We start from the raw sequence: 21,696 nt of genomic DNA on the forward strand, positions 1-21,696 counted from the left end.
CCGGGACCGGCGGCGCGCGGCCGCGACCGGGCTCGCACCGCCGTCCGGGCCCCGGCCCGCGCAATGCGGACCGGAACGGGCCGCGATCCACGCGAGCATGACGGCATGACGACAACATTCCGTGGCCTGGCCACCATTCGCTACCACGCCGGGGACCTCGCGGCCGCGAAGGCTTGGTACACCGAACTGCTGCGCATCGAGCCCTACTTCGACACCCCGGACTACATCGAGTTCCGTCTCGGCGACCACAGCCAGGAGCTGGGCGTCTCCCGCACGGCCTCCGCGCCCGCCGGCGTCGTGGCCTACTGGCACGTCGACGACGTCCAGGCGACCTGGGAACGCCTGCTCTCCCTGGGCGCCCGCCCACAGGAGGCACCGCGCGACCACGGCCACGGCTTCGTCGCGGGCGCGGTCCTCGACCCCTTCGGCAACCTGCTCGGCGTGATGCACAACCCGCACTTCGTCGAGGTGGCCGAGGCGGCCCGCGGTGCCGGACGGAGCGTCACCCCTGCGGCAGCCGGAGGGTGAACCAGACCGTCTTGCCCTCGTTGGACGGCCGGGTGCCCCACCCCGTGGCCAGGGCCTCCACCAGCAGCAGGCCCCGCCCCGACTCGTCCCCGAGTTCGGCGGGCCGCGCCGGGGATGCCCCGAAAGCGGTCCTGTTCGCCCGGATCCGCTCAATCCGCGATCTTCCCTGTCGCCTCCTGCGGCACGCGCGCTCCAGATCAGGCCCCGTGCCGAACACCCCCGTCGGCGTCCGGGCACCGGAAGAGGCCCCATCCGGCCCTAGCGGACCGTCATCGCAAATGCCGAGTCTGGGAAGGAGAGGTCTCCCGTACCCGACGTTTCGGAGGAAGCCATGCACGACGAGGAGCTCCGTGCCCTCGACGCCCATTGGCGCGCCGCGAACTACCTGGCAGTCGGCCAGATCTACCTGATGGGCAATCCGCTCCTGGCCGAACCGCTCCGCCCCGAACACGTGAAACCACGGCTGCTCGGCCACTGGGGCACCTCACCCGGCCTGAACCTCGTGTACACCCACCTCAACCGGGTGATCAAGGCCCGTGGGCAGCGGGAACTCGCCGTCTGGGGGCCGGGGCACGGCGGGCCCGCCGTCCTGGCGAACTCGTGGCTGGAGGGTACGTACTCGCAGACCTACCCGGACGTCCCCCGTGACGCGACGGGCATGGACCGGCTGTTCCGGCAGTTCTCCTTCCCCGGGGGCGTGCCGAGCCACGTCGCGCCGGAGACCCCCGGCTCGATCCACGAGGGCGGTGAGCTGGGCTACTCGCTCTCGCACGCCTACGGTGCCGCCTTCGACCACCCCGAACTCGTGGTGACCTGCGTGATCGGCGACGGCGAGGCCGAGACCGGGCCGCTCGCCGCGTCCTGGCACTCCAACAAGTTCCTCGACCCCGTCCACGACGGGGCCGTCCTGCCGGTCCTGCATCTGAACGGCTACAAGATCGCCAATCCCACCGTGCTCGCCCGGATCCCGGAGAGCGAGCTCGACGAACTGCTGCGCGGCTACGGCCACGAGCCGCTGCACGTCACCGGGGACGACCCGATGGCCGTGCACGCCGCGATGGCCGAGACGATGGACACCGCCCTGGACCGCATCGCGCAGATCCAGGCCGCCGCGCGCGAGGGCGGTGAGCGCGGGCACCCGCGCTGGCCGGTGATCGTACTGCGCACGCCCAAGGGGTGGACCGGCCCGGCCGAGGTCGACGGCCTGCCCGTGGAGGGCACCTGGCGCGCGCACCAGGTGCCGATGGCCGCGGTCCGCGACAACCCCCAGCACCTGCGGCAGCTCGAGGAGTGGATGCGCTCGTACCGGCCGCAGGAACTGTTCGACGAGGACGGCTCGCCCACCGCGCAGGTGCTGGCCTGCGTCCCCGACGGCGACCTGCGGCTCGGCGCCACCCCGTACGCCAACGGCGGGCTGCTCCTGCGCGACCTGCCCGTACCGCCCCTGGAGCGGTTCGCCGTCGAGGTCGACAAGCCGGGCGTGACGTTGCACGAGCCCACCCGGATCCTCGGCGGCCTGCTGGAAGGCGTCATGGCCGACACCGCCGGACGCCGCGACTTCCGGCTCGTCGGTCCCGACGAGACCGCCTCCAACCGGCTCCAGGCGGTCTACGAGGCCAGCGGCAAGGCCTGGCAGGCCGAGGTCCTCCCCGTCGACGAACACCTCGACCGGCACGGCCGCGTCATGGAGATCCTGTCCGAGCACACCTGCCAGGGCTGGCTGGAGGGCTATCTCCTCACCGGCAGGCACGGGCTGTTCTCCTGCTACGAGGCCTTCGTCCACATCGTCGACTCGATGGTCAACCAGCACGTCAAGTGGCTGCGCACCACCCGGAAACTGGCCTGGCGCAGGCCCATCGCCTCCTTGAACTACCTGCTGACCTCGCACGTGTGGCGGCAGGACCACAACGGCTTCTCCCACCAGGACCCCGGCTTCATCGACCACATCCTCAACAAGGCGCCCGAGGTCGTGCGGGTCTACCTGCCGCCGGACGCCAACACCCTGCTGTCCACCGCCGAGCACGTGCTGCACAGCCGTGACTACGTCAACGTCGTCGTCGCCGGCAAGCAGCCCTGCTTCGACTGGCTCGACCTCGACGCCGCCCGCGCCCACTGCGCCCGCGGCGCCGGCGTGTGGCAGTGGGCGGGCACCGAGGACGGCAACCGCGACCCCGATGTCGTCCTCGCCTGCGCGGGGGACGTCCCCACCCAGGAGGTGCTGGCCGCCGTGTCACTGATCCGCCGTCACCTGCCCGCGCTGGCCGTACGGGTGGTCAACGTGGTCGACCTGGCCCGGCTGCTGCCCAGGGAGGAGCACCCGCACGGCATGGCGGACCCGGACTACGACGCGCTCTTCACCCGGGACAAGCCGGTGATCTTCGCGTACCACGGCTACCCGTGGCTCATCCACCGCCTCGCCTACCGCCGTGCCGGGCACGCCCACCTGCATATCCGCGGCTACAAGGAGATCGGCACCACGACCACGCCCTTCGACATGGTCGTCCGCAACGACCTCGACCGCTTCCGGCTGGTCATGGACGTCATCGACCGCGTGCCGGGGCTCGCGGTGCGAGCCGCACCGGTAAGGCAGTTGATGGATGACGCCCGGCTGCGGCACCACGCGTGGATCCGCGAGCACGGCACGGACCTGCCCGAGGTCGCCGACTGGACCTGGCCCGGCCGGTAGACCGGCCGGCGGACGACCGGCAGGCGACCCCCACGAGGCGCCGCCCGCGGCCGGCGCGGGCGGCGCCCCGGCGATCGACAGCATGAAGCCGAGCGCCGTGAGCGGGGCCCGGTCGTGCCGTGTGGAGCCGCCCGGCCACACCACCCGGAACAGCGCGGGCCACGGCCACTCGGCGATGACCATCGCCGCCGTCGTGGCGGCCACTGAGCCGGCCCCGCGGTGACGGCCGGCGAGGACGTCGGCGCGCCACCCGTTCGCCGCACCCGGTGCGACGCTCCCGATGGATGCGCGCGTACCCCCGGCCGGGCGGGCCAGTCACCCCGACGGAGGATCGGGAATGCCGTGTTCGCGGCGATATGCTCCCCAGGGGAGGGAGGGTGACGACGGGCAAGGAGAAGGCCGTGGTGAAGAGTTGGCGTGTCGGGGCGGCAGTGCTCGCCCTCGTGGCGGGTGGGTTCCTCGCCTCCTGCGACTCGGGCGGTGGCGAGCGGGCACGGCCCGCGGGCCCGGCTCCCGGGTCGGCGTCCGTGCCCGGCGCGGGCACCGGAGCGAGCGCGGACGCCGGCGGTGGCGCGCCCTCCTCGCCCTCGCCGCACGCGTACGAGGTATCCGGCGCCAGGGCGCTGAGCGTGCGCAATGTGAACGGCACCGTCCGCGTCACCGCGGGCAGCGGGCCGGTGTCGGTGGTGGAGACGCTGGAGTACGGCGCCGTGAAGCCCACCACCCGTCACCGCGTGGAGGACGGGACCCTGGAACTGGTCGGCTCCGGCTGCGGGGACAGCAGCCCCTGCAGGGTCGACTACACGGTGACGGTCCCCGCCGCCATGCCGGTCACCGTCAGACTCGACAACGGCGACGTCGACGTGGAGGGCGTCACCGGGCCGGTGGACCTCACGACGCGCAACGGCGGCGTCAGGGGTGCCTCACTGGGCGCCCGGGAGGCCACCCTCAAGAGCGCGAACGGCACGGTGGAGGCGGCGTTCACGGCAGCGCCGAAGGAGGTCGACGCCGGCACCGGGAACGGCGCGGTCACGGTCACCGTGCCCGCGGGCCGCTCCTACGACGTCCATGCCACGGCCGACGTCGGGATGCGGGAGGTGAGCGTGCCGGCCGACCCCTCGTCGCCGCACCGGATCACCGCGACCACCCGGACCGGCGTCGTCACGGTGCGCACGGGCTGACGGCCTGGCGGAGGCGCTCCCGGTCGGACGCCGGGCGCCGCGGCCGGCCGCGGCGCCCGGGTGTTCGCGGCGGGTCAGCCGCGGACGGCGCCCTCGGTCGCGCCCGCGATGAAATCCCTGGTCCACACCTCGGCGCCCGGGGTGGGCGGCGTGGGGAGCCCGGTGGACCCCAGGTCGAAGAAGAGCAGCCCGGACAGGAAGACATCGGCTGCCTCCTCCCGGGTGCTGCCGGCGTGTGTCCCCCCGGTCCAGGCCCGGACGGGGGGACGCCCGGCCTGACGTAGGCAAGAGCTCGCATGCTGTGCAGTGGTTTGACAAGGGTCAATCACAAACTTGCTCGACTTTGATTGACTTTGCACAGAGTCCGGGTAGGGTTCGTGGCATGCTCCCCGACCGACGACATGAGCTGATCCTCCGCGCGCTGCGGTCGGACGGCCCCACCTCGGTGAGCGTGCTGGCCGAGCGGATCGGCGCCAGCCAGGCCACGATCCGCCGCGACCTCATCCAGCTCGAGGACGAGGGCCTGCTGAAGCGGGTCTACGGCGGCGCGGTCCCGCTGACCGGCGAGGACGATCCGTTCCCCGACGTCGCCGCGGTCCGTGTCGAGGCCAAGGACGCCATCGCCGTCCGCTGCGCCGAGATCATCCAGGACGGCGAGACCGTCCTGCTGGACATCGGGACGACCGCCCTGCGGGTTGCCCGGCACCTGCGGGGCCGCTCGCTCACGGTGATCACCAGCAACCTCGCGGTCTACGAGGAACTGCAGGACGAGAAGGACGTGCAACTGGTGCTGCTCGGCGGGGTCGTGCGCCGCGAGTACCGCTCGCTGGTCGGCTTCCTCACCGAGGACAACCTTCGCCAGGTCCGGGCCGACCGGCTGGTCCTGGGCACCAGCGGCATCCGTCCGGGCGGGCAGATACTGGACACGACCGCCGTGGAGGTGCCCGTCAAACGGGCCATGATCGCGGCGAGCGACCAGGTGGTGCTCGTGGCGGACGCCGGGAAGTTCCCCGGCACCGGCATGGCCCGGGTGTGCGGGCCCGAGGACATCGACGTCGTGGTGACCAACGCCCCGGCGGACGCGACGACCCGGACCTCGCTGCGCGAGGCGGGGGTGGAGGTGGTCGAGGTATGAGGCTCACGATTCTCGGCGGCGGCGGGTTCCGCGTCCCGCTGGTCTACCGCGCCCTGCTGGAGGACCGCGCGGAGGGCCGCGTCACCCACGTGACCCTGCACGACCTGGACCCCGCGCGCCTGGACGCCATCGTCCGGGTCCTGCGGGAACAGGCGCAGGGCCACCCCGACGCGCCCGAGGTCACCGTCACGACCGATCTCGACGATGCCGTCACCGGCGCCGACTTCGTGTTCTCCGCGATCCGCGTCGGCGGTCTCGCCGGACGCGTCGTCGACGAGCGGGTCGCCCTCGACGAGGGCGTACTCGGCCAGGAGACGGTCGGCCCCGGCGGCATCGCCTACGGGCTGCGCACCGTCCCGGTCGCCGTCGACATCGCCCGCCGCATCGCGCGGCTCGCCCCCGACGCCTGGGTCATCAACTTCACCAACCCCGCCGGCCTGGTCACCGAGGCCATGTCCCACCACCTCGGCGACCGCGTCATCGGCATCTGCGACTCGCCCGTCGGCCTCGGCAGGCGCGTGGCGCGCGCCCTCGGCATCGACCCCGGCCGGGCCTGGTTCGACTACGCGGGCCTGAACCACCTCGGCTGGCTGCGGGCGGTGCGCGTCGACGGCGTCGACCTGCTGCCGCGCCTGCTCGCCGACGAGGCGGCGCTCACCTCCTTCGAGGAGGGCAAGCTCTTCGGCGCCGACTGGCTGCGCACCCTCGGCTCGGTACCCAACGAGTACCTGAACTACTACTACTCCAACCGCGAGGTGGTCGCCGCCGCGCGCGACGCCGAGCACACCCGCGGCGCCTTCCTCCTGGAGCAGCAGCAGCGCTTCTACGAGAAGATGCGCGCCCCGGGCACCGAGCCCTTCGCCGCCTGGGACGCCACCCGCCTGGAGCGCGAGACCACCTATGGCGCCGACGTCCGGGAGGCCGCGGGCGCCGGCGAGCGCGACTCGTGCGACCTGGAGTCCGGCGGCTACGAGAAGGTCGCCCTCGCCCTGATGCGGGCCATCGCCCTGGACGAGCGCGCCACGCTGATCCTCAACGTCCGCAACCGCCGCGCCCTCGAGCCGCTCGACGCCGAGGCCGTCGTCGAGGTGCCCTGCCACGTGGACGCCAACGGCGCCCGCCCCATCGTCGGCGACCCGCTGCCCGGCCACGCCGCCGGCCTGGTCACCGCCGTCAAGGCCGTCGAGCGCGACGTCATCACCGCCGCCACCACCGGCGACCGGGCCGCCGCCCTGCGCGCCTTCGCGCTGCACCCGCTCGTCGACTCCGTCGCCGTCGCCCAGCGCCTGCTCGACGGCTACCGCAAGCACGTACCCGGACTCGCCTACCTCCGGGACTGAGGGGACCAGCACCATGCACGACGACCGCAAGCAGGTCGAGGCGCGCCTCGACCGCGTCCTCGAACAGCGCATCCGCCCCGCGGTGTACGCCGCGTCGGTGCCGCTGACGCTCACCGCGTGGCACGTGGACGGCGAGCCCGTACCCGTGGGCGAGGCGCTGGCCGCCGAGTACGTGCCCTTCGCGACCGGCGACCGCTGGGGCACCCCCTGGTCGACCAGCTGGATACGTGCCCGGGGGACCGTCCCCGCCGAGTGGGCCGGCCGCCGTGTGGAGGCCGTCTTCGACCTCGGCTTCATCGGCGACTGGCCCGGCGGCCAGGCCGAGGCCCTGGTCCACGACGCCTCAGGCACCCCGGTCAAGGGCATCGAGCCGCGCAACCAGTACGTGCCCGTCGCGAACCCCGCGGCCGGCGGCGAACCGGTGGAACTGCTGCTGGAGGCCGCCGCCAACCCCGACATCCTCGCCAAGGGCTTCCTGCCGACACCGCTCGGCGACCGGCTCACCGCGCCCGCGGACCCGTTGTACACGATGGCCCGCGCCGACCTCGCCGTGCTCGACGAGGACGTGTGGCACCTCGTCCTGGACATCGAGGTCGCCGGCGAGCTGATGCGCGAGCTGTCCACACACGAGCCGCGCCGCCACGAACTGCTGCGCGCCCTGGAACGGATGCTCGACGCCCTCGACATCGCCGACGTCGCCGGCACCGCCGCCGCGGCCCGTGCCGAACTCGCCGGGGTGCTGTCCCGGCCCGCTCACGCCAGCGCGCACACGCTGTCCGCGGTCGGCCACGCCCACATCGACAGCGCGTGGCTGTGGCCGCTGCGTGAGACCAAGCGCAAGACCGCCCGCACCTTCTCCAACGTCACCGCGCTCGCCGCCGACTACCCGGAGCTGGTCTTCGCCTGCTCCCAGGCCCAGCAGTACGCCTGGGTCAAGGAGCGCAACCCCGAGGTGTACCGCCGCATGCAGGAGGCGGCGAAGGCCGGCAACTGGGTGCCGGTCGGCGGCATGTGGGTCGAGGCCGACGGCAACCTGCCGGGCGGCGAGGCGATGGCCCGCCAGCTGATCCACGGCAAGCGCTTCTTCGCCGAGGAGTTCGGCGTCGAGTGCCGGGGGGTGTGGCTGCCCGACTCCTTCGGCTACACCGGCGCCTACCCGCAGCTCGCCCGGCTGGCCGGGATGGAGTGGTTCCTCACGCAGAAGATCTCGTGGAACCAGACGAACAAGATGCCGCACCACACCTTCTGGTGGGAGGGTATCGACGGCACCCGCATCTTCACGCACTTCCCCCCGGTCGACACCTACAACGCGGTGTTCTCCGGCGAGGAGATGGCCCACGCCGTGCGCAACTACGCCGACAAGGGGGGCGGCACGCGTTCCCTGGTCCCCTTCGGCCACGGCGACGGCGGGGGCGGCCCCACCCGGGAGATGCTGGAGAAGGCCCGGCGCCTGCGCGACCTGGAGGGCTCGCCCAAGGTCGTCGTCCAGGACCCGGACACCTTCTTCCGCGAGGCCCGGGCCGAGTACGAGGACGCCCCGGTGTGGTCCGGCGAGCTCTACCTGGAGCTGCACCGCGCCACCTACACCAGCCAGGCGCGCACCAAGTCCGGCAACCGGCGCGGCGAGCACCTGCTGCGCGAGGCCGAGTTGTGGGCCGCCACCGCCGCGACGCGCGACCCCTCGTACGCGTACCCGTACGAAGACCTGGACCGGCTGTGGAAGACGGTCCTGCTCCACCAGTTCCACGACATCCTGCCGGGTTCCTCCATCGCCTGGGTGCACCGCGAGGCGGAGGCGACCTACGCCCGCCTGAAGGAGGAGCTGGAGGCGATCATCGCCGGCGCCGCCGCGGTGGTGGCCGGCGACCCCGGCACCGGGCCGTCGGCCCCCTGGGTGTTCAACACCTCCCCGCGGCCCCGGGCCGAGGTCGTCGCCGTGCCGGCGGCGCCGGACGGAGCCGGGGTCCAGCCCCTCGCCGACGGCCGGGTGGCGGTCTTCGCCCAGCTGCCCGCCTCGGGCGCGGGGCCCCTCGTGGCGGCCGAGCCGGGCGGCACGGTGACCGTCACCGAGCGCGTCCTGGACAACGGGCTGGTCCGCGTCGAACTCGACGACGACGGGCTGCTGATCTCGGTGTTCGACCTGACCGCGGGCCGCGAGGTGCTGGCCCCGGGCGAGCGCGGCAACCTGCTGCGCCTCCACACCGACCTGCCCAACCAGTGGGACGCCTGGGACATCGACCGGCACTACCGGCGGCAGTACACGGACCTGACGGCCGTCGACGCGATCACCGTCGTGGAGGAGGGCCCGCTGGTCGGTGCCCTCCGCGTCGAGCGGTCCTTCGGCGGCTCCCGCCTCGCGCAGACCGTACGGCTGCGCGCGGGCAGCCCGCGGATCGACTTCGAGACGGAGATCGACTGGCACGAGAGCGAGAAGATCCTCAAGGCGGCCTTCCCGCTGGACGTGCACGCCGACCGCAGCGCCGCCGAGATCCAGTTCGGGCACGTCTTCCGGCCCACGCACACCAACACCAGCTGGGACGCGGCCCGGTTCGAGGTCTTCTGCCACCGCTGGGTGCACGTCGCGGAGCCCGGCTACGGCGTGGCCGTGCTCAACGACTCGACCTACGGCCACGATGTCGGCCGCACCTCACGCGAGGACGGCGGCACCACCACCACGCTGCGGCTCAGCCTCGTCCGGGCGCCCCGCGTGCCCGACCCGCACGCCGACCAGGGCACGCACCGCCTGACGTACGCGCTGCTCCCCGGTGCGGCCGTGGAGGACGCGGTGGCGGGCGGCTACGAGCTCAACCTGCCGCTGCGCGTCACCGCCGGGGCCGTGGACGCCGCACCGGCCGCGCCCCTGGTGACGCTCGACGGCACGCGGGCCGCGATCGAGGCGGTCAAGCTCGCCGACGACCGCTCCGGCGACGTGGTCGTCCGGCTGTACGAGTCGCTCGGCGGCCGCGCCACCACCACCCTGCGCGCCTCGTTCCCGGTGGAGCGGGTGCGCGTGACCGACCTGCTGGAACGCCCGCTGGAGGGGGAGAGCGCGCAGCTCGGGCCCGACGGAGGGATCCGGGTGGCGCTGCGGCCGTTCCAGATCCTCACCCTGCGCCTCACCCCGTGCGCATAGCCGGATCCCTCCGCCCGAACAGGTCCCGGACGCCGTCCTGACCTGTTCGGGCCGGACCCGTGCGGGCGGGCCGCGCCCGCACGGGGCACTCCGGCCCGCGTGCGCACCCCGTCCGTGCCCTCCCGAACGCGCTGCCCGGCTGCCACCCCGAGCCGACGGCCGTGGGCCCGGCCCCGCTTCCGCCGGGAGACCCCCGGCGACGTCCCAGCCCAGCTCGCCGCCGCGGCCCCCACCGCCCCACGACGACCGGCGAACCCACCCCCGGGCCAGGGCACCTCACCGTCACCGGCCGGACGGAGACCCTCACCGAGGCCCGGCCCGTGCCCGCGGCGGAACGCCCGGCTCCACGGCCGCCCGCCTGGACGGCCGCGCGCGGGTGGGGGCACCGGCGGACTCACGCCCCACCGCGAACCGGCCACCCCCGGAAGGGAACCCCCACGCAGGACCGTCGTCCCCGCCGCAGCCGGGCCCGCCGTTCACCCTGCCGGCGTACCGGGTCGGCCCGGGCACCCACCGCTGGTCCTGGACGCCGATGCCTCTCTGACGGCCGGTCATGAGCGCTCGGAAAGCGGGGACTTCCGTATTGGTGCAGACCATTGACCTTATTGGTCTAGTCCTTCTAGGGTGTCCTCGCACCCACGCGCGCTCACGACCGCTTCCTCACCAGAGGTGACTCCATGCCCAGACCGCAGGGATCACGGTTCCGCAGAGCCCTGGTCGGCCTCGTCGCCGCCGGCACGGCGCTGCTCACCGCGAGCCTGGTCACCGGCCCCGCCGCGGCCCAGCCGGCTGCCGCGGTGTCCCACGGCCACCACGCCCCGCACGCCCCGGCGGGCACGTCGAAAGTCGTCGGCTACTTCATCGACTGGGGCGTCTATGCCCGGGACTACCACGTCAAGAACATCGTCACCTCGGGCGCCGCGTCCCGGCTCACCCACATCAACTACGCCTTCGGCAACGTGACGGACGGCAAGTGCGCCGTCGGCGACGCCTGGGCGGACTACCAGAAGCCCTACGACGCGGCCGGCAGCGTGGACGGCGTCGCCGACGGCACCGAGGAAGGCGCGCTGCACGGCAACTTCAACCAGTTGCGCAAGCTGAAGAAGAAGTACCCGCACATCAAGGTCCTCTGGAGCTTCGGCGGCTGGAGCTGGTCGCCCGGCTTCACGCAGGCTGCGGCCGACCCGGAGGCGTTCGCCGACTCCTGCTACGACCTCGTCGAGGACCCGCGCTGGGCCGACGTCTTCGACGGCATCGACATCGACTGGGAGTACCCCAACGCCTGCGGCATGTCCTGCGACACCAGCGGCCCGACCGCCTACACGGACCTGATGGCCGCGGTGCGCCACCGCTTCGGCAAGAAGAACCTGGTCACCGCCGCCATCACCGCCGACGCCTCCGACGGCGGCAAGATCGACGCCGCCGACTACGCGGGCGCCGCGAAGTACGTCGACTGGTACAACGCGATGACCTACGACTACTTCGGCACCTGGTCGGCCACCGGCCCGACCGCCCCCCACTCGCCGCTCACCTCCTACCGCGGGATCCCGGCGAAGGGCGCCAACGCGGCGGCGACCGTCCACAAGCTGCGCGGCCTCGGCATCCCGGCCCGCAAACTCCTGCTCGGCCTCGGCTTCTACGGCCGCGGCTGGACCGGGGTGACGCAGACCGCGCCCGGCGGCGACGCCACGGGACCCGCCCCCGGCACCTGGGAGCCGGGCAGCGAGGACTACAAGGTGCTCAAGACCCGCTGCCCGGCCACGCGCGTGGTCGCCGGCACCGCGTACGCCCGCTGCGGCCAGGAGTGGTGGAGCTACGACACCCCGCTCACCCTCCGCGGCAAGGCGGCCTGGGTGAAGAGGCAGGGCCTCGGCGGCGCCTTCTTCTGGGAGCTGAGCGGGGACACCGCGGGCGGTGAACTGATCAACGCGCTCGGCCGCGGCCTGCGCTGAGCCCACCGCGCACACGCCGGGAGGTCCGGCCGCCACGGGGGCGGCCGGGCCTCCCGGCGTTCTGCCTCAGCGCGCGGCGCCGAAGTCCTGCGTCCAGTAGTTGCCGGGCTGTGCCAGCGCGATCCCTATCTCTTTGAAGGAGCAGTCCAGTATGTTCCGCTTGTGGTCCGGGCTGGCCATCCAGGCACTCATCACGCTGGACGCCGAGGAGTAGCCGTAGGCCACGTTCTCGCCGTAGCTGCTCCAGTTGTAGCCCACCGAGGAGATGCGGTCGGCGGGGGACGAACCGTCGGATCCGGTGTGCGACATGCTCCGGTGCGAGGCCATGTCCTTGCTGTGGTCCTGCGCGGCCTCGTTCAGCTTGGCGTTGACCTTCAGGGCCGTGCAGCCGGCCTTGGCCCGCTCCTTGTTCACCAGGTCGAGCACGGTGGCCGAGGCACCCGTCAGCGTGGCGCCGGAGCCCGCGCCCGGGGAGGCCGGCGCGGCGGACGGTGCCGACGAGGGCGCCGAGGACGGCGCGGACGACGGCGCGGAGGCGGGGGCCGAGGGAGCGGTGGACGGTGCCCAGGACGGCTTCCCGCCCCACTGGCCGCCCTGCGTCCACGCCCCGTTGCCGGACCCGCCCGCGGACCCGTTCCAGGACCCGGCCCACGAGCCGTGGTTCCAGCGGCCCTGGCCCTGGCCCTGGGACCGGTCGTACCGCGGACCCTGCTGGCCACCGACGCAGGCCATGGCCACCGAGGGCACACCCACGGCGGCGACGGCGAGGGCGGCGACGGTTATCTTCCGGAATCGCTTCGTCCGGCGGTGCTTCGTCATTGCGTGACCTCACTCGAGGGGTCGGCGTGCGTGTTCACAACCCGCCTGAGCTGCCGTGACGGCTGGCGGGCCCGGCCATTGTGTGGACCGTCCCGAACATCGGGCAATGAAAGATCGGTACTACGCGGACTCGTAGCCGCGACGCCTCATGCCACTGGCGTGTGAGCGTGCCGCGCCACCGCATCCGAGGTCCGGAGGAGACCTGATGGGCACTCAGAACGCGTACCCCGCCCCGGGGCAGCCCATGACGCCGTACGGATCGAATGCCGTCGCCCCGTGGGCGAATTATGTCCCATTCCGTTGCGGATGGAGGTTATATGCCGCGCGAAGGCCGGCTACTAAGTCGCACCGTAACCACCCAATCCAGCGTGAGGGACATCACAGGACGTCCTGGGAACAGTTGCCGCGATGGCCGTCACGGGCACACCGCAGGGCACAATCACCGCATGCGACACATCCTCGTCATCGGCATCGGCGCGGGCGATCCCGAACACCTCACCCTTCAGGCGGTCAAGGCGATCGGCCGTACGGACGTCTTCCTCGTCCTCGGGAAACCGGAGGAGCGCCAGGACCTGATCCGCCTGCGCCGCCGGATGCTGGACGAGCACGCCCGCCCCGGCCACCGTCTCGTCGAGGTCCCCGACGCCGAGCGCGACCGCAGCGCACCCGGCTACGCGGAGGCCGTCGAGGACTGGCGTCGCCGCCGCGCCGACCTGGTGGCCGGACTCCTCGACGCCCACCTCCGCCCCGGCGAGACCGGCGCCTTCCTGGTCTGGGGTGACCCCTCCCTGTACGACAGCGTGATCGCCGTCGTCGAGGAGGTCCTCGCCCGCCGGCCCGGTTCCTTCACCCACGAGGTCGTCCCCGGCATCAGCAGCGTCTCCGCGCTCGCGGCCCGCCACCGCCTCACCCTCACCCGGGTCGGCCGCCCCCTGCAGATCACCACCGGCCGCCGTCTGTCCGAGGGCTTCCCCGAGGACGCCGACGACGTGGTGGTCATGCTCGACGGCCGCGCCGCCTTCGCCGGGATCGACCCGGAGGGCGTGGACATCCACTACGGCGCCTATCTCGGCACCGAGGACGAGATCCTCATCTCCGGCCCGCTCGCCGAGACCTCGGAACGCATCCTCAGGGCCCGCACCGAGGCCCGGGAACGCAAAGGCTGGATCATGGACACCTATCTGCTGCGCCGCCGCCCCGGCGGGGCGAGCTGAGCCACGCGCGGTCGGCCCTGCCGGCCCTGCGGCGAGGCCGCCTTCCTCCGGCAGTGCTGACCCACGGCCGCCCACTCCAGGCCGTTCGCGCGAGGACGGAAGCGGCGGTGGCCGGAATTCCCCGCATCCCCATTCGGAACCGGTGATTCCGTGACCGGAGCGCCGCCCTGCCGTCAACTCGGTGCGTCGTCCCGGAAAGGCTTTGTTCGCCTTCGATTAAGAGTCGATCCATAGGTTTGCCAAATGTTTGAGAATCCCCATGTGCGCGCAGTGCACGGTGCGGAGGACCGACGGTGACCACGCAGACCGCTGAATTCGCGAACGCCGTCGCCCGCCGGCCGGCGACGGAATCGGGCGGAACGGCACTGATCTCGTACGTCCTCCCCGTGTACAACGAGCAGGACGGCATCCGCCATTTCCACGAGGAGCTGGTCAAGGCCCTCGCCGGGCGGCCGGAATTCCGCTACGAGATCGTGTATGTCAACGACGGCTCCGCCGACGACTCCCTGACCATCCTCAGGGACCTGGCGAAGAACGACCGCCGTGTGCGCGTGGTCGACTTCGCCCGCAACTTCGGCCATCAGATCGCCATCACCGCCGGCCTGGACGAGGCCAAGGGCGACGCCGTCATCATCATGGACACCGACCTCCAGGACCCGCCGAAGATCAGCCTGGAGCTGGTCGACGCCTGGCGCGCCGGTGCCGAGATCGTCCACGCGCGCCGCCGCACCCGGCGTGACACGATCTTCAAGCGCACCACCGCGCACGCGTTCTACCGCATCCTGCGCAGCTGGGCCGAGGTGGACATCCCGCTGGACACCGGCGACTTCCGGCTCCTGGACCGGCGGGCGGCCGACGAGCTGCGCCGCTTCCGCGAGCGCAGCCGCTTCGTGCGCGGCATGGTCGCCTCGATGGGGTTCCGGCAGACCGAGGTCCAGTTCGACCGCGACGAGCGTTTCGCGGGGGAGACCAAGTACCCGCTGCGGAAGATGGCGCGCCTGGCCATCGACGGCGTCACGAGCTTCTCCACCGTCCCGCTGCGGCTGATCAGCCGGCTGGGCTTCCTCGTGCTCGCCTTCTCCCTCCTCGGCATCCTGTACGCGCTGGGCATGAAGATCTTCCGGCCCGACATCACGGTGTCCGGCTGGACCATGCTCATGGTCGTCACCCTGTTCCTCGGCGGCACCCAGATGCTCGCCATCGGCGTGCTCGGCAGCTACATAGGGCGCATATACAGCGAGGCCCAGGACCGGCCGCTGTACATCGTCCGCGAGGTCCTCGGGCATGACGGCGACTGAGGCGGCCGGGGGCGCGGACACCGCGGCCCCGGCTCCGGCGCGTCCCGACCGGCGGGGGGACCTGCGGCAGCTGATCCGCTACGCGCTGGTCGGCGGCAGCGGTGTCGCCCTCGACCTCGTGTCCTTCCTGCTGCTCTTCAACGTGCTCGGCCTCGACGAGCAGGTCGCCAACGTCATCAGCACGAGCCTCGGCATCACCAACAACTTCGTGCTGAACGCGATCTTCACGTTCGACAAGCGGGACCGGGTGTTCGTGCGCTTCCTGCGCTTCTACGCGGTCGGCCTCACCGGCATCGCCCTCACCTACGTGCTGTTCCAGATCTTCACCAGCTGGCTCGGCATCGACGCCAACGTCGTCAAGGCGGGCTCGCTGCCCCTGGTGCTGGCCACCCAGTTCGTGCTCAACAGAAAGTGGAGTTTCGGATGAATCTCGGCATCATCGGTGCCGGTGCGACCGGCCTGACCGCCGCGTACGACGCGGTCAAGGCCGGACACCAGGTCACGGTGCTCGAGGCGGCCGACGAGCTGGGCGGGCTCGCGGCGTCGATCCCCGTCGGGGGCGTCCCGCTGGAGCGGTACTACCACCACATCTTCCGCAGCGACCGGGACATCATCGAGCTCATCGAGGAGCTCGGCCTCGGCGGCGACCTGCGCTTCCACAAGCCCACCACCGGCGTCTTCCGGGACGGCACGCTGCACCCCTTCAGCACCCCGCTGGAGATGCTGCGCTTCCCCTCCTTCTCGCTGCTCGACGGCGTGCGCTTCGGGGCCTCCTCCGCGCTGCTCAAGGCCGTCCGCAGCGGTGAGCGCTACAACGACCTCACCGCTCTGGACTGGCTGCGCCGCCGGGCCGGCCGCAAGGCCACCGAGACCATCTGGGAGCCGCTGCTGCGCGGCAAGTTCGGCGACCGCGCCGACGAGGTCTCGATGGCCTGGCTGTGGGCCCGCGTGCACTGCCGGACCTTCGAACTCGGCTACGTGCACGGCGGCTTCGAGCGCGTGTACGCCGCGCTGCGCGACGCCGTCGCCGCCCGCGGCGGCAAGGTCGAGTTTGGCAAGAAGGTGGAGACCATCCGTCAGCCCGAGGGTGCCGAGCAGGTCACCGTCACCACTGGCGACGGCGCGTCCTACGACTTCGACCAGCTCGTCGTCACCGTCCCGCAGCCCGTCTTCGCCAAGGCCGCGGACGTCCCCTCCGACGACACGGTGTGGCGCAACCAGTACCTCGGCGCCACCTGCTTCGTGCTCGAGCTCGACCGCAGCGTGATCCCGTACTACTGGCTCAACATCAACGACCCGGACTTCCCCTTCCTGGCCGTCGTGGAGCACACGCGGATGGTCGACCGCGCGGAGTACGGCGGCCGCCACCTCCTCTACGTCGGCAACTACGTGCCGCGGGACGACTGGCGGTTCACCACCGCCCCCGCGGAGCTGCTGGACCGGTACATCCCGTACCTGCAGCGGCTCAATCCGGAGTTCGAGCGCTCGTGGATCCAGGAGTGGCACTTCTCCCGTGCTCCCTTCGCCCAGCCGGTCGTGACCCCCGAGTACCGCTCGCTCATCCCGGAGCACCGGACCCACATGAGCCGGGTCACGCTCGCCACCATGGCGCAGATCTACCCGCAGGACCGCGGGCAGAGCTACTCCATCGCGCTGGCGCACCGCGTCACGAAGCTCATCGGCGCGAGCTGAGCCGCCGGCGGCTGGGGCCCGGCCGGGCAAGAGCCGGGCCCCAGCCGCGACCAGCTGCGGTCGTCGCCCCACACCGAGAGCGGATCCACGTAGGGGCGCAGCAGACCGATCAGCACCGGGTCGCCGCGGCCCGCCAGCTCGTCCGAGGCCAGCTTCCGCGCCACCCCGGCGAGGAAGTCGGCGAGCTGGATCCGCGGGTCGTGGCGCGACTCGGCCAGCCGCAGCCCCGCCGGCCGCCGGTCCGGTGCCAGGGACGCCCCGAGCCGCGCGATCCGCTCCTCGGTGAGCGAGTTCTGCCGGTCGTGCACGACGTGCACCCGTGCCCCGCCCTCGCTCCAGCGCGCTATCGTCCGCTCCAGCGCGGGGAAGAGCGGGTCCAGCGGATCCACCGCCTCCGGGGCCGCCGCGAGCCGCGCCCGGAACGCCTCCGCCCGCGGCCTGGCCCGCCGCAGCACCTCGACGACCCCGGAAAGGGCGCCGGCGGCGCCGTCCGCGGGATCCAGCGCCCCCAGTGCGCGGTGGAACGGGTCGACGGGTGTCACCCCCGCCTCGTGGTTCCTGGTCCGCACCAGCTCGTTGGCGGCGCGGAGGAACTCCCGCCACCGCGCCGCGTCCACGGTGCGGCGTCCCTCGCGGTACAACGTGGTCGCCAGGGCGGCCGCGGACGGCCCCGTGGCCAGCACATCGACGACCGCCACGACCACGAACCACGCCTTGTCGACCAGGTGCACCGAGGCGGCGCCGCCCAACGGCCCCGCGGGCCCCAGGAACCACTCCAGCACCGCCCGGTGCTTGTCTCGCAGCAGATGGTTCGCCTTGTACTCCTCGGCGGGCGAGCGGATCCGCTCGCGCACCTCCGCCAGCGCCCGGGCCGCGGCCTCGCCGGCGACGCACACACCCGCGTGCGCGAAGACGTCCGTGTTCCCGCCGATCAGGTTCTCGCCGTCCGAGCCGGACTCGTCGCAGGCGACCTCCAGGAACGTCACCCGCCCATCATTCCGCCCCGCCCCCGAGCCCACCACGCATTTTGCGGCCCCGGGGGCGGGGCGGGGAGCCGGGTGCCTAGCGCAGGCGGCAGACCACCGGGGTGCGGGGGTTGCCGTTCAGGGGCGGGCACTCGTAGGTGGCCTCGATCGTGGCCGCCATGGTCTTGTCGACGTTGCCGAGCTGGAACCAGGAGCGCTGCAGGACCGCGTAGGGGGCCGGGTCCTCGGTGACGCAGCGGAGGTTCTCCTTGTAGGACGGCAGCTTGTCGACGTCCGGGAGGAACTTGGTGCGCTGCAGGAACGTCGGCACGGGGTAGCGGCACGGTGTCGGATGACCGACGTAGTACGCCACGTCGCCGAAGGCCAGGTAGAGGACGGGCGCACCGTGCGGGATCTGCCGGTTGACCTCGGCGGCCTCCAGCGCGGTCTGGCCGGACCGCGCGGCGAAGGAACCGTTGCCGTAGACGACGCGGCCGGCGTTCATCAGCTGCGGCGAGCCGGGCCAGACCGCGGCGGCCAGGCAGAAGACCCCGGCGACCGCGGAGAGCGCGACGGCGGCGGCCGCGAACCGGCCGGGGCGGGCCGGGCGGACGGCGGGCCTGGGGGCGAACAGGAGGTCTGCCGTCGCGGCGAGCAGCGCGACGAGGGCGGCCGCCCAGCCGGCGGCGACACCCTGCACGGCGTGCGGGGACTGCTCGGCGAACGGCACGAAGGCCGCGTAGACCGCCGTGACCGCGGTGAAGAACAGCGGTGGCCTGCCGTACGCCCGGTACCAGGAGGCGACCGCGAGGCCCCACAGCGCGGCGGCGCCCACCGGGAGGGAGGCGGCGTGGTAGCCGAACCAGTTGCCCTGCACCGCGACCGCGGCTACGCACACGAGGACGATCAGGCCGGCCAACGCGGCCAGTTCGGCGCGCCGGCGGCGGTCCTCCTGGCGGGACAGCAGCAACAGCAGCAGCGCCGCCGGGAGCAGTGCGACGACGGGGCTGAGGTAGGCCCGGTCCACGAGGAAGGACGCGGACTTGTCGAGCAGGAAGGAGGGGTGGAGTCCCTTGCGGGTGAGGGCGCCCTGGTTGATCTTGGGCATGTCCCTGGCCCACTGCAACTCCCGGGAGCCGGCCAGGACGCTGATCCCGAAGAGCACCACCGAGGAGACGCCCGTGACGAGGCCGAGCCGCACCGCACGCATCCGGTCGACGGCGAAGAGCAGCAGCAGTGCCATCAGGGCGGTGGCCGCGGTGGAGTACTTCATCAAGACCGCCAGGCCCAGCGGCACCGCCGCCACGGCGGCCGCCGGCCACGGCCGTTCGATGCCGAGGGCCGCGGCGATCGCCAGAACCGACAGCAGGGTCGCCGTCCACTCGGGCTGCAGGAAGTCGATCCTCGGGGCGAAGGCCAGCGCCAGAGCCACCGCCGCCGCCGTGAGCGTCGCGTCGCGCAGCGGGATCCGGCGGGCCAGCGCCGCTCGCAGGGCCAGTCCGGTCGCCACGCAGAGCAGGACGGCCACGATGCGGATGATCATCTCGCGGTTCGCGGTCGACCCGAAGGTGAGTGAGTCGAGACCGGCGACGAACCAGCGGTAGAAGAGTGGCCGGTGCACAAAGGTGTCCGATGCCGAGAATCCCCCGCCCCTCGCGCTGCGCAGGCAGGCGAGGACGTACCTGAGGTCCCCGTTCATGCCCGAAGTCACCGTCGAATAGCCGAGCAGGACGACGGCCGTGATCACCCCGCCCCAAAGCGCCGGCCGGAGGGTCCGACGACGCGTCGGCAGGGGGAGCAGCCTGTTGAGCGTGAGGAAGCCGGAATCGTTCACGGGCAGAACTTAGCACCAAATTAATTGGGTAATATGTATCGGGAATTGGGATGCCGCGCATTAACCGTTCGTTTTCCCGGAATTCACTCCTCCCTGGTGGCGCGCCCCGATTAATCGGTGGCTTGCCGGCTCCCCCGCTCCTACAGTGGGCGCGCACCACATCGTCACGGGGGAATCCGGCATCATGCGCACGCACTATCCACGCACGCCGCACCTGCCCTGGTCGCCCGGGGCCACGCCGGACGACATACGCGCCGGGGACCCCGGCGCGCTCCGGGGCCGCGAGGTCGTCGTCACCGAGAAACTCGACGGCGAGAACACCACGCTTCACCGGGACGGGACGCACGCCCGGTCGCCCGACTCGGCCCACCACCCCTCCCGGGCATGGGTCAAGGCGCTCCAGGGGCGGATCGGCCCCCTTCTGCGGCCCGGCCTGCGCGTTTGCGGCGAGAATCTGCACGCCCGCCACTCCCTCGGCTACGAGCAACTGGACAGCTGGTTCTACGGCTTCTCCGTCTGGGACGGCGACCGGTGCCTGGACTGGGACCGCACGGTCCGATTCCTGCGGGGGCTCGGTATCCCGGTGCCACCCGTGCTGTGGCGCGGTAGGTACGACGAACGCGCGCTGCGCGCACTGCGCCTGGACACCGCACGCCAGGAGGGCTACGTCGTCCGTACCGTCGACGGCTTCCGTCACGAGGAGTTCGGCCGCCATGTCGCCAAGTGGGTACGCACCGGTCATGTGACGACCGGCACCCACTGGATGCACGCCCCCGTCGTCGAGAACGGGCTGGGCCCGGCCGCCGCGCTGTGGGCGGTGCGCTCCGGCGCGGCTCCCGACGCCGGCGCGCTCGCCGCCGCGGTGGGGCTCGACGTCGCCGGCCCCGGGGCCGCGGAGCGCGCCGCCGAGGTATCCGGCCGGCTGGACGTCCTTCGCCGCACCGGGGACGCCCGGCTCGCAGGGGTGCTCGCCGCCCTGCTGCACGACATCCCCCGGGCCCGACTGGCGGCCCGCCTCGCCGGACCGCTCGGCATGCCGCAGGCCCGGCGCGTGGCCGACCTGGCCGGACTCCACCCGGCGCTGCAGCGCCCGTACCCCGACGAGGACCGCGTGGCCGGTCTCGCCCGCATGGCGCTCGCCGCAGACCTCGGCGTCCTGCACGCCGTGGCGGCCGCGGCGGCGCCCGACGCCGAGTCCCGCGAGCAGACCGAATGGTCGGCCCTGCTCGCCGAGGAGGCCGGCCTGCTCGGCCCCGACCCGTTCGGCTCCCTTCGCCACGGACTGCGCGCGGCTCTCGCCGGGCTGGACACCGAAGCCGCCGACCGCTGCTGGGCGGAGGCCCGCGCCGGGTACGCCGCGGGCCGGATCGCGGGCGCAGAGGAGGCCGTCGCCACCACCTGGCGCCGGCGTTCCGCGCAGTTCCCCCGCCTGATCCACCTGACGGGGCCCGCGGGCAGCGGCAAGAGCACCTTCGCCGGCACCCTGCCCGGCACCGCCGTCCGCATCGCTCTCGACGACCTGCGCCTCGCCCGCGGCTCCCGCGCCGACCAGCGGGCCAACGCCGACGTCCTGCGCGAGGGGCTGCGCCGGCTCGACAGCGCCCTGACCGGGCGTGCGACGGTGGTGTGGGACGCGACGTCACTCAACCCGCACCAGCGCTCCCTGGTGCACGCGGTGGCCCGCCGCCGCGACGCCCTGGTCACGCACGTGGTGACCCTGGTCGACGAGGAGGAGCTGGCCCGGCGCAACGCGGACCGCGCCCACCCGGTGCCGGCCGCGGTGCTGACCGCGCAGGCCCGCCGGTTCGCCCCGCCGTACCCCGGCGAGGCCCACCGCACCTGGTACGTCGGCGCGGGCGGCACCGTCGAGGACACCGACGGCTCGCTCGGCGGCGCCGCGCCCGGACAGGAGGCCTGAC

General features: G+C 72.8%; 15 protein-coding genes. 12 read left to right on the plus strand and 3 right to left on the minus strand.

The genetic code is table 11. The features are described 5' to 3' along the window. The first annotated feature begins 105 nt into the window (after positions 1 to 105). The 7 genes from ACRWNP_RS27095 to ACRWNP_RS27125 all read left to right on the plus strand — a co-directional run bounded on the left by ACRWNP_RS27095 (position 106) and on the right by ACRWNP_RS27125 (position 11,955). The gene (locus tag ACRWNP_RS27095; protein ID WP_431965777.1) at positions 106 to 528 is read left to right on the plus strand and encodes a VOC family protein; all 423 of its coding nucleotides are present in this window, start codon (positions 106 to 108) and stop codon (positions 526 to 528) included. A gap of 271 nt (positions 529 to 799) precedes the next feature. Then, positions 800 to 3,214, plus strand: coding sequence for a phosphoketolase family protein (locus ACRWNP_RS27100; RefSeq protein ID WP_431965846.1), 2,415 nt, complete (start codon positions 800 to 802; stop codon positions 3,212 to 3,214). 377 nt (positions 3,215 to 3,591) lie between these two features. Next, positions 3,592 to 4,395 (plus strand): DUF4097 family beta strand repeat-containing protein, encoded by an 804-nt coding sequence (locus ACRWNP_RS27105; RefSeq protein ID WP_431965779.1) that lies wholly within the window; start codon positions 3,592 to 3,594, stop codon positions 4,393 to 4,395. A 382-nt stretch (positions 4,396 to 4,777) separates the two neighbouring features. Continuing rightward, positions 4,778 to 5,530, plus strand: a complete 753-nt coding sequence (locus ACRWNP_RS27110; RefSeq protein ID WP_431965781.1) for a DeoR/GlpR family DNA-binding transcription regulator — start codon at positions 4,778 to 4,780, stop codon at positions 5,528 to 5,530. After that, positions 5,527 to 6,870, plus strand: coding sequence for a 6-phospho-beta-glucosidase (locus tag ACRWNP_RS27115; protein WP_431965783.1), 1,344 nt, complete (start codon positions 5,527 to 5,529; stop codon positions 6,868 to 6,870). The genes ACRWNP_RS27110 and ACRWNP_RS27115 overlap by 4 nt, the downstream gene beginning before the upstream one ends. Positions 6,871 to 6,883: 13 nt before the next feature. Beyond that, positions 6,884 to 10,003 carry an alpha-mannosidase gene (locus ACRWNP_RS27120; protein WP_431965785.1) on the plus strand — a complete coding sequence of 1,040 codons (3,120 nt, stop codon included), beginning with the start codon at positions 6,884 to 6,886 and terminating at the stop codon, positions 10,001 to 10,003. 677 nt (positions 10,004 to 10,680) lie between these two features. Further along, entirely contained in the window at positions 10,681 to 11,955 is a 1,275-nt protein-coding gene (locus tag ACRWNP_RS27125; RefSeq protein ID WP_431965787.1) for a glycoside hydrolase family 18 protein, read from the plus strand. A gap of 66 nt (positions 11,956 to 12,021) precedes the next feature. On the opposite strand, the gene ACRWNP_RS27130 is transcribed toward ACRWNP_RS27125, so the two are convergent. Continuing rightward, on the minus strand, positions 12,022 to 12,774 hold the full coding sequence (locus tag ACRWNP_RS27130) for a CAP domain-containing protein (RefSeq protein WP_431965789.1): 753 nt from the start codon (positions 12,772 to 12,774) through the stop codon (positions 12,022 to 12,024). Positions 12,775 to 13,220: 446 nt separating this feature from the next. On the opposite strand from ACRWNP_RS27130, the gene cobF reads away from it, so the two are divergent. The 4 genes from cobF to ACRWNP_RS27150 all read left to right on the plus strand — a co-directional run bounded on the left by cobF (position 13,221) and on the right by ACRWNP_RS27150 (position 16,978). Next, positions 13,221 to 13,988: a precorrin-6A synthase (deacetylating) gene (gene cobF / locus ACRWNP_RS27135; RefSeq protein WP_431965791.1), complete on the plus strand. Its 768-nt coding sequence runs from the start codon at positions 13,221 to 13,223 to the stop codon at positions 13,986 to 13,988. A 293-nt stretch (positions 13,989 to 14,281) separates the two neighbouring features. Next, the gene (locus ACRWNP_RS27140; RefSeq protein WP_431965793.1) at positions 14,282 to 15,286 is read left to right on the plus strand and encodes a glycosyltransferase family 2 protein; all 1,005 of its coding nucleotides are present in this window, start codon (positions 14,282 to 14,284) and stop codon (positions 15,284 to 15,286) included. Further along, on the plus strand, positions 15,273 to 15,713 hold the full coding sequence (locus ACRWNP_RS27145; RefSeq protein WP_431965795.1) for a GtrA family protein: 441 nt from the start codon (positions 15,273 to 15,275) through the stop codon (positions 15,711 to 15,713). The genes ACRWNP_RS27140 and ACRWNP_RS27145 overlap by 14 nt, the downstream gene beginning before the upstream one ends. Continuing rightward, positions 15,710 to 16,978, plus strand: a complete 1,269-nt coding sequence (locus ACRWNP_RS27150) for an NAD(P)/FAD-dependent oxidoreductase (RefSeq protein WP_431965797.1) — start codon at positions 15,710 to 15,712, stop codon at positions 16,976 to 16,978. The genes ACRWNP_RS27145 and ACRWNP_RS27150 overlap by 4 nt, the downstream gene beginning before the upstream one ends. Here ACRWNP_RS27150 and ACRWNP_RS27155 read toward each other — a convergent pair. Together ACRWNP_RS27155 and ACRWNP_RS27160 are read right to left on the minus strand one after the other, a co-directional pair. Next, positions 16,927 to 17,964: a hypothetical protein gene (locus ACRWNP_RS27155; RefSeq protein WP_431965798.1), complete on the minus strand. Its 1,038-nt coding sequence runs from the start codon at positions 17,962 to 17,964 to the stop codon at positions 16,927 to 16,929. The genes ACRWNP_RS27150 and ACRWNP_RS27155 overlap by 52 nt on opposite strands. Before the next feature lie 76 nt (positions 17,965 to 18,040). Next, the gene (locus ACRWNP_RS27160) at positions 18,041 to 19,777 is read right to left on the minus strand and encodes a hypothetical protein (RefSeq protein ID WP_431965800.1); all 1,737 of its coding nucleotides are present in this window, start codon (positions 19,775 to 19,777) and stop codon (positions 18,041 to 18,043) included. Between the two features lie 184 nt (positions 19,778 to 19,961). Between ACRWNP_RS27160 and ACRWNP_RS27165 the strand changes: the two genes are divergently transcribed. Further along, entirely contained in the window at positions 19,962 to 21,695 is a 1,734-nt protein-coding gene (locus ACRWNP_RS27165) for an RNA ligase family protein (RefSeq protein ID WP_431965802.1), read from the plus strand. Position 21,696: the final 1 nt, after the last annotated feature.

This window comes from Actinacidiphila sp. bgisy160 (assembly GCF_965342435.1).
Taxonomy (GTDB): domain Bacteria; phylum Actinomycetota; class Actinomycetes; order Streptomycetales; family Streptomycetaceae; genus Actinacidiphila.

What these genes read in the sequence shown, in the direction of transcription:
- ACRWNP_RS27095 (WP_431965777.1), top strand. Translation starts at nt 106, where the DNA reads ATGACGACAACATTCCGTGGCCTGGCCACCATTCGCTACCACGCCGGG.
- ACRWNP_RS27110 (WP_431965781.1), top strand. Translation starts at nt 4,778, where the DNA reads ATGCTCCCCGACCGACGACATGAGCTGATCCTCCGCGCGCTGCGGTCG.
- ACRWNP_RS27115 (WP_431965783.1), top strand. Translation starts at nt 5,527, where the DNA reads ATGAGGCTCACGATTCTCGGCGGCGGCGGGTTCCGCGTCCCGCTGGTC.
- ACRWNP_RS27120 (WP_431965785.1), top strand. Translation starts at nt 6,884, where the DNA reads ATGCACGACGACCGCAAGCAGGTCGAGGCGCGCCTCGACCGCGTCCTC.
- ACRWNP_RS27125 (WP_431965787.1), top strand. Translation starts at nt 10,681, where the DNA reads ATGCCCAGACCGCAGGGATCACGGTTCCGCAGAGCCCTGGTCGGCCTC.
- ACRWNP_RS27130 (WP_431965789.1), bottom strand. Translation starts at nt 12,774, where the DNA reads ATGACGAAGCACCGCCGGACGAAGCGATTCCGGAAGATAACCGTCGCC.
- cobF (WP_431965791.1), top strand. Translation starts at nt 13,221, where the DNA reads ATGCGACACATCCTCGTCATCGGCATCGGCGCGGGCGATCCCGAACAC.
- ACRWNP_RS27145 (WP_431965795.1), top strand. Translation starts at nt 15,273, where the DNA reads ATGACGGCGACTGAGGCGGCCGGGGGCGCGGACACCGCGGCCCCGGCT.
- ACRWNP_RS27150 (WP_431965797.1), top strand. Translation starts at nt 15,710, where the DNA reads ATGAATCTCGGCATCATCGGTGCCGGTGCGACCGGCCTGACCGCCGCG.
- ACRWNP_RS27165 (WP_431965802.1), top strand. Translation starts at nt 19,962, where the DNA reads ATGCGCACGCACTATCCACGCACGCCGCACCTGCCCTGGTCGCCCGGG.